The organism is Variovorax sp. YR266 (assembly GCF_900107295.1).
Taxonomy (GTDB): Bacteria; Pseudomonadota; Gammaproteobacteria; order Burkholderiales; family Burkholderiaceae_C; genus Variovorax.
The window spans coordinates 26,842-40,138 of sequence record NZ_FNPM01000001.1; the positions used below are offsets into that span (position 1 = coordinate 26,842).

The 13,297-nt window shown below is 67.7% G+C and carries 12 protein-coding genes; 6 read left to right on the top strand and 6 right to left on the bottom strand.

What is annotated here, in order from left to right:
- Positions 1 to 4: 4 nt before the first annotated feature.
- Genes BLW48_RS00145 through mnhG form a run of 6 tightly spaced genes read left to right on the top strand, consistent with a single transcriptional unit; the run spans position 5 to position 6,128 of the window.
- Positions 5 to 2,953, top strand: coding sequence for a monovalent cation/H+ antiporter subunit A (locus BLW48_RS00145; RefSeq protein WP_093171945.1), 2,949 nt, complete (start codon positions 5 to 7; stop codon positions 2,951 to 2,953).
- Positions 2,953 to 3,303, top strand: a complete 351-nt coding sequence (locus BLW48_RS00150) for a Na+/H+ antiporter subunit C (RefSeq protein ID WP_093050075.1) — start codon at positions 2,953 to 2,955, stop codon at positions 3,301 to 3,303. Before BLW48_RS00145 ends, BLW48_RS00150 begins: the two co-directional genes overlap by 1 nt.
- Positions 3,304 to 3,344: 41 nt before the next feature.
- The gene (locus BLW48_RS00155; RefSeq protein ID WP_093173194.1) at positions 3,345 to 5,012 is read left to right on the top strand and encodes a monovalent cation/H+ antiporter subunit D; all 1,668 of its coding nucleotides are present in this window, start codon (positions 3,345 to 3,347) and stop codon (positions 5,010 to 5,012) included.
- A complete protein-coding gene (locus BLW48_RS00160; RefSeq protein ID WP_093075295.1) occupies positions 5,009 to 5,500 on the top strand; it encodes a Na+/H+ antiporter subunit E in 492 nt (163 codons plus the stop codon). Before BLW48_RS00155 ends, BLW48_RS00160 begins: the two co-directional genes overlap by 4 nt.
- A complete protein-coding gene (locus BLW48_RS00165) occupies positions 5,497 to 5,775 on the top strand; it encodes a K+/H+ antiporter subunit F (RefSeq protein ID WP_093050069.1) in 279 nt (92 codons plus the stop codon). The genes BLW48_RS00160 and BLW48_RS00165 overlap by 4 nt, the downstream gene beginning before the upstream one ends.
- On the top strand, positions 5,772 to 6,128 hold the full coding sequence (mnhG, locus tag BLW48_RS00170; RefSeq protein ID WP_093050066.1) for a monovalent cation/H(+) antiporter subunit G: 357 nt from the start codon (positions 5,772 to 5,774) through the stop codon (positions 6,126 to 6,128). The genes BLW48_RS00165 and mnhG overlap by 4 nt, the downstream gene beginning before the upstream one ends.
- Positions 6,129 to 6,184: 56 nt before the next feature.
- Here the strand turns inward: mnhG and BLW48_RS00175 are convergent, their stop codons facing one another.
- The 6 genes from BLW48_RS00175 to BLW48_RS00200 form a co-directional block, all read right to left on the bottom strand.
- Entirely contained in the window at positions 6,185 to 7,207 is a 1,023-nt protein-coding gene (locus tag BLW48_RS00175) for an XdhC family protein (RefSeq protein WP_093171947.1), read from the bottom strand.
- 14 nt (positions 7,208 to 7,221) lie between these two features.
- The gene (locus BLW48_RS00180; RefSeq protein ID WP_093171949.1) at positions 7,222 to 7,887 is read right to left on the bottom strand and encodes an SRPBCC family protein; all 666 of its coding nucleotides are present in this window, start codon (positions 7,885 to 7,887) and stop codon (positions 7,222 to 7,224) included.
- 34 nt (positions 7,888 to 7,921) lie between these two features.
- Positions 7,922 to 9,142, bottom strand: a complete 1,221-nt coding sequence (locus tag BLW48_RS00185; RefSeq protein ID WP_093075302.1) for a vWA domain-containing protein — start codon at positions 9,140 to 9,142, stop codon at positions 7,922 to 7,924.
- Positions 9,139 to 10,029, bottom strand: a complete 891-nt coding sequence (locus BLW48_RS00190; protein ID WP_093050042.1) for an AAA family ATPase — start codon at positions 10,027 to 10,029, stop codon at positions 9,139 to 9,141. The genes BLW48_RS00185 and BLW48_RS00190 overlap by 4 nt, the downstream gene beginning before the upstream one ends.
- A gap of 67 nt (positions 10,030 to 10,096) precedes the next feature.
- A complete protein-coding gene (locus BLW48_RS00195; RefSeq protein ID WP_093050039.1) occupies positions 10,097 to 10,888 on the bottom strand; it encodes an FAD binding domain-containing protein in 792 nt (263 codons plus the stop codon).
- A gap of 20 nt (positions 10,889 to 10,908) precedes the next feature.
- Positions 10,909 to 13,293: a xanthine dehydrogenase family protein molybdopterin-binding subunit gene (locus tag BLW48_RS00200; RefSeq protein WP_093050036.1), complete on the bottom strand. Its 2,385-nt coding sequence runs from the start codon at positions 13,291 to 13,293 to the stop codon at positions 10,909 to 10,911.
- Between the last annotated feature and the right edge of the window lie 4 nt (positions 13,294 to 13,297).

A 13,297-nucleotide genomic window follows, 5' to 3' on the forward strand; every position in this document is an offset into this window, starting at 1 on the left:
CGCAATGCCCCTGGTCTTTCTCATCGCCCTCCCCTTCATTGCCAGCGTGCTGGCCGCGTTGATGCCTTCCAACGCACGCAACAGGGAGTCGACGCTGGCGGGGCTGGTCGCGCTGGGCTGCGCCATCCAGGTCGCATGGTTCTTCCCGCAGATCGCGCACGGCAACGTGCTGCGGCAAGAAATCGAATGGCTGCCGGCCCTCGGCCTGAACCTCGTGTTCCGCCTGGATGGCTTCGCATGGCTGTTCTGCATGCTGGTGCTGGGCATCGGCGCGCTGGTGGTGCTCTATGCGCGCTACTACATGTCGGCCTCCGATCCGGTGCCGCGCTTCTTCTCGTTCTTCCTCGCGTTCATGGGCGCGATGATGGGCGTGGTGCTCTCGGGCAACCTCATTCAGATGGTGCTGTTCTGGGAGCTCACCAGCCTCTTCTCCTTCCTGCTCATCGGCTACTGGCACCACCGCCGCGACGCGCGGCGCGGTGCGCGCATGGCGCTCACCGTCACCGGCGCTGGCGGGCTGTGCCTGCTGGCCGGCGTGCTGGTGCTCGGCCGCATCGTCGGCAGCTACGAGCTCGACGTGGTGCTGGCCTCGGGCGACCTCATCCGAGCGCACGCGCTGTACCCGGTCGCACTGGTGCTGGTGCTGCTCGGCGCCTTCACCAAGAGCGCGCAGTTCCCGTTCCACTTCTGGCTGCCGCGCGCCATGGCCGCGCCCACGCCGGTGTCGGCCTACCTGCACTCGGCCACGATGGTGAAGCTCGGCGTGTTCCTGATGGCGCGGCTGTGGCCCGTGCTCTCGGGCACCGAGCAGTGGTTCTGGATGGTGGGCGGCGCGGGCGCCGTCACGCTGCTGCTCGGCGGCTTCATCGCCATGTTCCAGCGCGACCTGAAGGCGCTGCTGGCCTACTCGACCATCTCGCACCTCGGGCTCATCACGCTGCTGCTGGGCCTGAACAGCCCGCTCGCGGCCGTGGCGGCGGTGTTCCATGTGATGAACCACGCGACCTTCAAGGCGTCGCTCTTCATGGCGGCCGGCATCATCGACCACGAGACCGGCACGCGCGACATCCGCAAGCTCAGCGGCCTGATGCGGCTCATGCCCATCACGGGCACGCTGGCCATCATCGCCAGCGCCTCGATGGCCGGCGTGCCGTTGCTCAACGGCTTTCTCTCGAAGGAAATGTTCTTCGCCGAGACGGTGTTCATCCAGTCGACGCCGTGGGTCGACTTCAGCCTGCCGGTCGTCGCCACCATCGCGGGCATCTTCAGCGTGGCGTATTCGGCGCGCTTCGTGTTCGACGTGTTCTTCGGCCCGCCCTGCGGCGACGAGGTGCCCAAGCACCCGCACGAGCCGCCGCACTGGATGCGCGTGCCGGTCGAACTGCTGGTGCTTCTGTGCCTGGTGGTGGGTGTGGTGCCAGCGTGGTCGGTCGGCCCGATGCTGGCGGCGGCCGCCACGCCGGTCGTCGGCGGCACGCTGCCCGAGTACAGCCTGGCGGTGTGGCATGGCTTCAACCTGCCGTTGATGATGAGCTTCGTCGCGCTGGCGGGCGGCGCCGCGCTGTACCTGCTGCAGCGCCGTCGTCGCGCACGCGGCGGCCTCGAGCACACGCCGCTGCTGCATCGCTTCGATGGCCAGGTCATCTTCGAGCACCTGCTCGCGCTGCTGAGCGAAGCGGGCCGGCGTAGCCGTCGCCTGTTCGGCACGCGCCGGCTGCAGTGGCAGTTGCTGCTGCTGGTAGTCGCGGCCGTGGCGGGCGCCGCGGCTTCCCTGTGGGCCACGCCCGCAGCACCCGGCATGCGCGAACTACTGCCCTTCTCGCCGATGTTCGCCATGACCTGGATCATCGGCGGCACCTGCGCGCTGGCCGCCGCATGGCAGGCCAAATTCCACCGGCTGGCGGCGCTGATGCTGGCCTCGGGCGCGGGGCTGGTCTCTTGCGTGACCTACATCTGGTTCTCGGCACCCGACCTCGCGTTGACCCAACTGGTGGTCGAGGCCGTGACCACGGTGCTGATCCTGCTGGGCCTGCGCTGGCTGCCGATGCGCAGCAAGGACGTCATTCAACCCGCCCGCGCGCGGCTGCGACCGTGGGGCCGGCGCGGGCGCGACCTGCTGGCGGCCACCATCGCCGGCGGCGGCATGGCGGCGCTGGCGTGGGCAATGATGACGCGCAACTTCCCGCAGAGCATCTCGCCCTTTTTCCTCGAACACGCGCTCACCGAGGGCGGCGGCACCAATGTGGTCAACGTGATGCTGGTCGACTTCCGCGGCTTCGACACCTTCGGCGAGATCACCGTGCTCGGCGTGGTCGCGCTCACGGTGTATGCGCTGCTGCGGCGCTTCCGCCCCGCGATCGAATCGATGGCCCTTCCGGTCCAGCAGCGGCTACAAGTCGACGACGGCAGCAGCGACCTGCTGAACCCGCGCCGCGCCAAGGACACCGCCGTGGGCTACCTGATGGTGCCGGCCGTGCTGGTGCGGCTGGTGCTGCCGCTGGCGGCGCTGGTGTCGGTCTACTTCTTCATGCGCGGCCACAACGCGCCGGGCGGCGGCTTCGTCGCGGGGCTGGTGATGTCGGTCGCGCTGGTGTTGCAGTTCATCGTCTCGGGCACCGAATGGGTGGAAGAGCATCTGCGCATCTACCCGCGCCGCTGGATCGCCATCGGCCTGCTGCTGGCGCTGGCCACCGGCGGCGGCGCGGTGTTCTTCGGCTATCCCTTCCTGACCACGCACACCGCGCACCTGCATCTGCCGCTGCTGGGCGAGGTGCACGTGCCCAGCGCCCTCTTCTTCGACATCGGCGTGTTCGCGCTGGTGCTCGGCGCCACCATGCTGATCCTCACCGCGCTGGCCCACCAGTCGATACGAAGCCACCGCTGGGCCGACGAGCAGGCCGAAAAAGAAGCCGAAGCCGCCGCAGCTGCCGTCGCCGCCGGGGGAGCCAGCTGATGGAAATCGTGCTCGCACTCGCCATCGGCGTGCTCACCGGCTCGGGCGTATACATGCTGCTGCGCCCTCGCACCTTCCAGGTCATCATGGGCCTGACGCTGATCTCTTACGCGGTCAACCTCTTCATCTTCAGCATGGGCCGGCTCAAGGTCGACAGCGAGCCGGTGCTCATCAAAGGCCTCACCTCCACGCTGGCCAATACGGCCGACCCGATGCCTCAAGCCCTCGTGCTGACTGCCATCGTGATCGGCTTTGCGATGACGGCGCTGTTCCTCGTTGTGATGCTCGCCTCGCGCGGCCTCACCGGCACCGACCACGTGGACGGTGAAGAACGGCAGGAGGCAGAGTGAAAGAGATCTTCCACCTGCTCGACGAACTGCTCGAGTTCAGCATGCCGCACCTGGTGGCGGTGCCGATCCTCGTGCCCATGCTCACGGCCGCGCTCATGCTGCTGCTGGGCGAGAACCGGCGGCGCACCAAGTCGGCCCTGAGCGTGGTCTCGGGCCTCGTCGGCCTGCTTGCCGCGCTCGCGCTGCTGCGTTGGGTGAACGCTGCCGACACCGGCGGCGGCCCCGGCTCCATCGGCGTCTACCTGCCGGGCAACTGGCGTGCACCCTTCGGCATCGTGCTGGTGGCCGACCGGCTCTCGACCATGATGGTCGCGCTCACGGGGGTGATCGCCTTTGCCGCGTCGATCTATTCCACCTCGCGCTGGGACCGCGCGGGCGTGCATTTCCATCCGCTGCTGCAACTGCAGCTCATGGGCCTGAACGGAGCCTTCCTCACGGGCGACCTGTTCAACCTGTTCGTCTTCTTCGAGGTGATGCTCGCGGCCTCCTACGGCCTGCTGCTGCACGGCTCGGGCCGGCTGCGCGTGCAGGCGGGGCTGCACTACATCGCGATCAACCTCGCTGCGTCGTCGCTGTTCCTGATCGGCGCGGCCATCCTGTACGGCGTGACCGGCACGCTCAACATGGCCGATCTCGGCGTGCGCATTGCCGAACTCGCGCCGGGCGACCGCGGCCTGGTGCATGCGGCAGCCGCCATCCTCGCGACCGCCTTCTTCGCCAAGGCCGGCGCGTGGCCGCTCAACTTCTGGCTGGTGCCGGCCTACAGCGCATCGGTGTCGCCCGTTGGCGCGGTGTTTGCGCTGCTGACCAAGCTCGGCGTCTACACGATCCTGCGGCTGTGGACCGTGCTGTTCGCGCCCGACACCGGCGACTCGGCCGCCTTCGGACAGGCGGCGCTGGTTGGCGTGGGCCTTGCCACGCTCTTCGTCGGTGCGCTCGGCATCGTCGGCACGCAGCGGTTATCGAACCTCGCGGGCTTCAGCGTGCTGGTGTCTGCGGGCACCCTGCTCGCGGCGGTCGGGCTCGGCCAGCCGGCCGTGTGGGCCGGCGCGCTGTACTACCTGCTGAGTTCCACGCTCGCGGTCAGCGCCTTCTTCCTGCTGACCGACATGATCGAGCGCTGGCGCAACGCGGGCATGAGCGTGGCGCCGCACGAGGCGGCCGGCAACGCGCCCTTTCTCGCCGAAGACCTGCGCGCACTCAACGACGTGAACCTCGACGACGAGGCGCAGGCACTCTACGGCCGCGCGATTCCCGCCGGCGTGGCCTTCCTGGGCCTGAGCTTCATGGGCTGCACGCTGCTGCTCGCGGGCCTGCCGCCGCTGTCGGGCTTCATCGGCAAGTTCGCGATGCTCTCGGGCATGCTCGGCGCCAAGGCGATCGGCACCGCCGGCTGGATCTTTCTTGCGCTGCTGATCGCCTCGGGCTTTCTCTCGCTGATTGCATTGAGCCGCACCGGCATCCGCCACTTCTGGACGCAGCTCCACCCCACCATGCCCTCGCTGCCCGCGCTCGAAGTGCTGCCGGTGGCCGGACTGCTCGCGGCCAGCGTGGCGCTGACTGTGTGGGCCGGGCCTGTCATGCAGCACGCCAGGGCCACCGCTGAAGGACTGAAGACACCCACGCCCTATCGCAACGCGGTGCTGGGCGCGCGGCAGATTCCGAATCCGGTGAAAAAGGAAGAAGCAAAGGAAGGCACGGCCCCATGAAGCGCCTGATTCCTTCTCCGTCGCTGTCGTTCGCGCTGTTCATTGTCTGGCTGCTGCTCAACCAGTCGCTCGACGCCGCCACGCTGCTGGCGGCCCTGATCCTCGCCATCGCGGTACCGCTGCTCACCGAGGGCCTGCGCCCGGCGGCGGTACGCATGCGTCGGCCCGGCGTCGCGCTGCGGCTGTCCTTCGTCGTGACCTTCGACATGCTGAAGTCGGCGTACGACGTGGCCCGGTTGCTGCTCACGCGGCGCACCTCGCGGATCGCCTCGAAGTTCGTGCAGATTCCGCTCGACATGCGCGACCCCAACGGGCTCGCGGTGCTGGCCATGGTGATGTGCCTCACGCCCGGCACCGCCTGGGGCGAAGTGTCGTTCGACCGCAGCACGCTGCTGATCCATGTGTTCGACGTGGACGACGAGGCCGCCTTCGTCGCACTGATCAAGCAGCGCTACGAGCGCCCCCTGATGGAGATCTTCGAGTCATGACACCCATCCTCTTCTGGGCCCTGAAGTTCGCGCTCTTCCTGCTGGCCGTGGCCATGCTGTGCGCGCTCTCGCGGTTGCTGATCGGCCCGAGCGCACAAGACCGCGTGATGGCGCTCGACTGCCTCTACATCAACGGCATGCTGATGATGCTGGTGCTCGGCATCATCTACGCGAGCAACGTCTACTTCGAGGCGGCGCTGCTGATCGCGCTGTTCGGCTTCGTCGGCTCCACGGCCATGGCAAAGTTCCTGCTGCGCGGGGAGGTGATCGAATGACGGACTTCATCGTGGGCCCGCTGCCGCTGTGGGCCGAGATCATCACCGCAGTGTTCGCGGTACTGGGCGCGGCCTTCGCGGCCATAGGTTCTTTCGGCCTGGTTCGGCTGCCCACCTTCTTCCGCCGCATCCATGCGCCCACACTGGGCGCGACGGTCGGCGTGTGGTGCATGACGGTCGCCACTATCGTCTATTTTTCGGTGCAGGGCTTCAGCCTGTTCCTGCATGCCGTGCTGATCGTGCTGTTCATTGCGCTCACTGCGCCGATCACCACTATCTTTTTGATGCGCGCGGCGCTGTTCCGTGAGCGGCAGAAGGGGGGCGACGTGCCGCCCGAGGCAAAGTCGGGCTGATTCACTGGCGGAAGGGAGCACCCTGTGCCATTCGCACGCACCCCGAAAAAAGCAAATCAGCCGGGCAGCAGCTGCTGCATCTCCTTGGCCCGCGCCACCTCGACCTCACGCGGCAACGTCACCGCATTCTTCACAGCCAGTATCTCGGCCATCACGCTGACCGCGATCTCCGGCGGCGTCTTGCTGCCGATGTAGATGCCGATGGGCCCGCGCAGACGCGCGAGCGATTCTTCGGTCTGGTCGAAGTGCTCGATCATGCGGTCGCGCCGCGCGTCGGCATTGCGGCGCGAGCCGATGGCGCCGACGTAGAAGGCTTCGCTCTGCAGTGCTTCAAGCAGCGCGAGGTCGTCGAGCTTGGGATCGTGCGTGAGCGCAACCACGCAGCTGCGGCGGTCGGGCTTGAAGGCCAGCACCGCGTCGTCGGGCATCTCGGTCGTGATGTGCACGCCGGGCAGCGACCACGCGGTGCGGTACTCGGCGCGCGGGTCGCACAGCGTCACGGCAAAGCCGCTGAACTTGGCCATCGTCGCGAGGTACTCGGCCAGCTGGCCGGCGCCGATCAGCAGCATGCGGTACTCGGGGCCGAAGGTGTTGGTGAGCTCCGTATCGTTCACGGTGAGCTCGTCGGGGGCTTTCGCCTCAGCGAGCCGCACCGCGCCGGTGGCGAGCGTCACCGTGCGCTGCATGAGCTTGCCTTGTTCCAGCTGCGCGACCAGCAGGTCGAGCGAGCTGGCATCGGGCGCGTATTCGAGCAGCAGCTCCAACGTGCCGCCGCAGGGCAGTCCGAAACGATGCGCCTCGTCGGCAGTAATGCCGTACTTCACGAGCGCGGGTGGCGCACCCAGCGGAACGTCTTCGCCCTTGCCATGCGCGTGGCTGTAGCGCGCGATCAGGTCGTCCTCGATGCAGCCGCCCGAGACCGAGCCGACCACCGCGCCGTCTTCGGCCAGGGCCATGATCGAACCCACGGGCCGGGGCGACGAGCCCCAGGTGCGCACGACTGTCGTCAGCAGCGCGCGCTTGCCGGCACGCCGCCAATCACGCAGCGTGCGCAGCACCATGACGTCGAGATTTTCCATGGCGCGGCCGGCTCCTAGCTGCTGGCATCGCCCGGTGCGGGCGCGTCCTTGTTGTCGCTGTTGTCGTCCTTCTTGCCGAGACCGATCTTCTTCATGAGGCCGGACATCATGCCGGCCTTCTCTGCAGGCGCGTCGGCGGTGGCTTCCACGACGGGCGCGGGCGGCGGGCCGTAGCGGCTCTGCATCTCGGCCTCGAAGCGCTTGAAGAAATCGTCGGCAGTCGACTTGGCGGCGCCGTCGATCAGACGCTGGCCGAGCTGGGCGATCTTGCCGCCAACCTGGGCCTGCACGGTGTAGTCGAGTTCGCAGCCGGGGACGGGAGGAGGCGATGCGGCCTCGGCTTCATGCGCGACGGCAGCCTCGGCCGGTGCAGCTTCGGCCGTCACCGGCTTGAGCGAGACACTCGACGAGCCCTTGGCGAACCCTGCCACGCCGCCCTGCCCTTCGAAGCTCAGCTTGTAGCCATCGGGCGCCACGATGTCCGACAGCATCACCTTGCCGTTGAACTTGGCCGACACCGGGCCGATCTTGACGGCGAGCGCGACGCTGTACTGGTTGTCGCCCGTGAGCTCGAACTTGTCGCAACCGGGAATGCACTTCTTCAGTGTCTCGGGGTCGTTGAGCGCTTCCCAGGCCTGTTGTTGGGTGATGCCGAGGCGGCGGTTTCCGAGCATTTCCATGGTGGGTTTCCTTTGTCTTCCTTCCCGGGCAACGCTAGCGGCCGGACCGCATCAGGGCGGCCAGGCTCGCTGCGAGCTGTTCGAGTGCGCTGAGATTGTGAACTGCCAGCATCGCGTCTGCTTGCCGGTGCAGAACACTGGCCCCACGCGCCAGAGGGGCGTAGCCCTCGAAGCGCAGCAAGGGGTTGAGCCACAGCAGGCGGCGCGAATGGCGCTTGAGCCACAGCAGCTCCTGCTCCAGCAGCGACGGCTCGCCGGTGTCCAAGCCATCGCTGATCACCAGCACCAGGGTGCGGCGGCCGGTCAGGCGGCGGGTGTGGGCTCGGCGCAATTCGGTCAAAGAGCTGCCGAGCCGGGTGCCGCCCGCGAAGTCGTCGATGGCGAGGCTGGCTGCGCCGAGCATGGCGTCGGTGTCGGCGAGCCGGAAGGCGGGGGTCAGATCGGTCAGGCGGGTGCCGAAGGCGAACACGTCGCGCCGGCCCGCGCGGCGAGTGGCGGCGTGCAGGAAAGCCAGCAGCAGCCGCGCATAGCGCTCCATCGAGCCCGACACATCGACCAGCACCAGCAGCGGCAAGGGCTGCTGGCGCCGGGCCAGTTTGGGCAGCCGCAGGATCTCGCCACCCGTGCGCGCCGCCTCGTGCAGCACGCCCGGCCAATGCATGCGCGCATGCTGCCGGCCCGCGTCGCCAGCCACGCGCAGGCGACGCGACGGCAGCTCGGGAATCGGCAGCCTGATGTCGCGCGCAAGCCGCTCGACCAGGCGGTACTCAGAAGCGCCGAGCGCGTTGAAGTCCGCATGCTGCAGGCGCTGGCGGTCGCTCGACGTCATGGCAGCGTCGAACTCGATCTCGCGGTCGGGCTTGGCCAGCTCGGCTGGCTTGGCAGGGTTGCGCGGTGCGGTGAGCGCCTCGCGCACGCGCGGCCGGCGCTTCGATGGCTCCGCCTTGCCTTCGGCGCTCGGCAGCATCTGTGCGAGCAGCTTGTTGGCCAGCTCCGGATCGCGGAACCAGGCGTCGAAGAGTTCGCGGAACACCATGCGGTCCTGCTCGCGGCTCACCATCACGGCTTCCATCGCGGCGCTCAGGTCGAGCCTGTCTTCCACCCCCACCAGCGTGGCCGCTTCGGCAGCCAGCGCGATGCGCATGGCGTCGGTGCGCACTCCGGCGCGGCGCAGCGCACGGCCGAAGGCAGTGATGTTGCCGGCGAGCTTGCCGCTGCGAACGTCGCCGAGTTGCTGGATACCGGTGGTCGTCATGCCTCGGGCTTGAGCAGGTCCGACGCCAGCTCCCGCGTCAGCGCGGCCACGTCGTCGCGCTGCTTGAACAGGATGCCGGCGGTGTCGACCACCACCTCGGGGTCGAGTTCGACGGTGTCGAGCGCAATCAGTGCCCTCGCCCATTCGACGCTCTCGGCGATGCCGGGTGCGCGCTGGAAGGCGTTGACGAAAGGCGCCTCGCGCAGCCGCGCGACGAATGCCGACACCTGCGCCGACAGCTTCTCGCCGGCCTGCGGCACCTGTGCGCGCACGATGGCCAGTTCGCGCTCTCGCTCGGGATAGTCGAGCCAGTGATAAAGGCAGCGGCGCTTGACCGCATCGTTGAGTTCGCGCGTGCGGTTGCTCGTGAGGATGGTGACGGGCGGCACCACGGCGCGTACCGTGCCCAACTCGGGAATGCTCACCTGGTACTCGCCCAGGTATTCGAGCAGGAAGGCCTCGAAGGGCTCGTCGGCGCGGTCCACCTCGTCAATGAGCAGCACGGCGCCGGGCAGCGGCGTCTGCAGCGCCTGCAGCAGCGGGCGGCGGATCAGGTAATGCGGCTGGTAGACCTCGGCTTCCACGTCGCGCGCCGCACCCGTGGCCTCGGCCGCGCGCATGTGCAGCAGCTGCGCTGCGTAGTTCCATTCGTAGAGGGCTTCGCGCTGCTCCAGGCCGTCATAGCACTGCAGGCGCAGCAGCTCGCGGTTAAGAGCGGTCGACAGTGCTTTCGCCAGCTCGGTCTTGCCGACGCCGGGCTCGCCTTCGAGCAGCAGCGGGCGCTGCAGCTTGAGCGCAAGAAACACAGCCGTCGCCAGCCGCCGGTCGGCGAAGTAGCCGGCCTGCACCAAAGCTTCGGAGAGGGAATCGATGGTCGGAAAGATCATGGCGAAGCGTAGCGGAAGACGCGAGAGTCTCGCGCCTTCCGGTGGGCAATCGGCAGCCCCGGCCTCTTCAGCCCAGGGCCTTGGTGACGGCGCGTTGGGTCAGCACGCTGATCAGGTTCGCGCGGTACGCAGCCGACGCATGCAGGTCGCTGTTGAGATCGCTCGCATCGATCTTCACCGCTGCAGCGGCGGCTGCGGTGAAGCTCTTGTTGAGCGCGTCTTCCAGCCCGGCATGGCGGAACACGCCGTTGCCCGCGCCGGTGATCGCCACGCGCACGCCGCTGTCGTATTGCGCAAGGAACACGCCGACCAGCGGAAAGTTCGACGCCTTCTGGCGCAGCTTTTCGTAGACGGCGCGCTTCGGAATGGGAAAGCGGATCGCGGTGATCAGCTCGTCTTCTTCCAGCGCCGTGGTGAACAGGCCCAGGAAGAAATCGTCGGCGGCAATCTCGCGCTTCGACGTGACCACGGTCGCGCCCGAGGCGAGCACCGCGCTGGGGTAGCACGCCGCCGGGTCGTTGTTGGCCACCGAGCCGCCAATGGTGCCCATCGCGCGCACCTGCCGGTCGCCGATGCGCGAAGCCAGGTCGGCCAGCGCCGGGTAGGCGGCCTTCACGTCGGCGTTGTTCGCCACGTCGAGATGGCGCGACATGGCGCCGATGGTGATGGCGTTGCCGTTTTTCGTGATGCCGGTGAGCTCCTTGATGCCGCTGAGGTCCACCAGCTGTTCGGGCGCCGAGAGCCGCAGCTTCATCGAAGCCAGCAGGGTCTGCCCGCCCGCCAGCGGCTTGGCGCCGGCGGCAACGAGTTTGGCCGCATCGGCCACGGTGGCGGGCCGTTCGAGTGTGAAGGCATACATGGTGTGATTCCTTCTTTGTTTTAGTGTTGGGCCACGGCCTGCATCGCTTCCCAGACGCGGCTGGGAGAGGCAGGCATATCGAAATCCTTGACGCCCAATGGCGCCAGCGCGTCGAGCACCGCATTGATCACGGCCGGCGGCGAGCCGATGGCCCCCGCCTCGCCGCAGCCCTTGGTGCCGAGCGGGTTGTGTGTGCACGGGGTGCACACGGTGTCGAGCTTGAATTGCGGAAAGTCGCCTGCTCGTGGCATGGCGTAGTCCATGAAGCTGCCGGTGAGCAGCTGGCCTGTCTCGTTGTCGTAGACGCAGTTTTCGAGCAGCGCCTGGCCGATGCCCTGCACCAGCCCGCCGTGCACCTGGCCCTCGACGATCATCGGGTTGATGATGGTGCCGAAGTCGTCCACTGCAGTGAAGCGGTCGACCTTGACTTCACCGGTCTGCTTGTCGACTTCGACCTCGCAGATGTAGGTGCCGCCCGGGAAGGTGAAGTTGGTCGGGTCGTAGAAGGCGGTTTCGTTCAGGCCCGGCTCCAGCTTGTCGAGCGGGTAGTTGTGCGGCACGTAGGCCGTGAGCGCCACCTGGCCGAAGGGGATCTTCTTGTCGGTGCCCTTGACCGTGAACTCGCCGTTGGCGAACTCGATGTCGGCGTCGCTCGCCTCCATCAGGTGCGCGGCGATTTTCTTGGCCTTGGTCTCGATCTTGTCGAGCGCCTTCATGATGGCCGCGCCGCCCACCGAGATGGAGCGCGAACCGTAGGTGCCCATGCCGAAGGGCACGCGGCCGGTGTCGCCATGCACCACGTCGACGTTCTCGACCGGAATGCCCAGCCGCGCCGCGACGACCTGTGCGAAGGTGGTTTCGTGGCCCTGCCCGTGGCTGTGCGAGCCGGTGAACACGGTCACGCTGCCGGTCGGGTGCACGCGGATCTCGCCGCATTCGAACAGGCCCGCCCGCGCGCCAAGCGCCCCGGCAATGTTCGACGGCGCAATGCCGCAGGCCTCGATATAGCTCGAGTAGCCGATGCCGCGCAGCTTGCCCTTGGCCTCGGTGGCCGACTTGCGCGCCGCGAAGCCATCGACCTCGGCCAGCACGCGGGCCTTGTCCATGCAGGCGTGGAAGTCGCCCGTGTCGTACTGCAACGCCACCGGCGTCTGGTACGGGAAGGTGCTGATGAAGTTGCGCTTGCGGATCTCGTCCTGCCCCAGCTTCATTTCCCAGGCGCAGCGCGACACCAGCCGCTCCAGCAGGTAGGTAGCCTCGGGCCGCCCCGCTCCGCGGTAGGCATCGACCGGCGCGGTGTTGGTGAACCAGGCGTCGACCTCCACGTAGATCTGCGGCGTGGTGTACTGGCCCGCCAGCAGCGTGGCGTAGAGGATGGTGGGCACCGCGGTCGAGAAGGTCGACAGGTAGGCGCCGAGGTTGGCGTCTGTATGCACTCGCAGCGCGAGGAACTTGCCGTCTTTGTCCATCGCCATTTCGGCGTGGCTCACATGGTCGCGGCCATGCGCGTCAGACAGGAAGCACTCCGAGCGTTCCGCCGTCCACTTGATGTTGCGGTTGAGCTGCTTGGCGGCCCAGGTCAGGCACACGTCTTCTGCATACAGGAAGATCTTGGAGCCGAAGCCGCCGCCCACGTCGGGCGCTATCACCCGCACCTTGTGCTCTGGCAGGCCCAGCACGAAGGCCGTCATCAGCAGGCGCTCGACGTGCGGGTTCTGGTTGGACACGTAGAGCGTGTAGTCGTCGGTGCCCCGGCTGTAGCTGCCGATGGCCACGCGTGGCTCGATGGGGTTGGGAATCAGCCGGTTGTTGACCAGGTCGAGCTTGGTGACGTGCGCGGCATTGGCGAACACCGCATCGACCGCCGCCTTGTCGCCCAGCGCCCACTTGTAGCACTGGTTGTCGGGCGCCTCGTCGTGCAGCACCGCGCCGCCGGCCTTCTTCGCCGCATCGGCCACGCTCACGAGTGCGGGCAGCACGTCGTAGTCGACCACCACCGCCTCGGCCGCGTTCTTGGCCTGCTCGACCGTCTCGGCCACGACCATCGCGACATGGTCGCCCACGTAGCGCACCTTCTTGATCGCGAGGATCGGGTGCATCGGCTCCTTCATGGGGGTGCCGTCGGGGTTGTTGATGAGCCAGCCGCAAGGCAGGCCGCCCATCTTTCCTTCGATGTCCTTGCCGCTGAAGATACCGATCACACCGGGCATCTTCAGTGCCTCGGCAATGTCGATCGACTTGATGGCGGCGTGGGCGTGCGGCGAGCGCACGAAGACCGCATGGCTCTGGTTGGCCAGCGTGATGTCGTCGGTGTAGTTGCCGGCGCCGGTCAGGAAGCGGTAGTCTTCCTTGCGCCGTAGCGCCTCGCCGATGTGCGGCAGGTTCGAGAAGTCGGAAGCACCCATGATG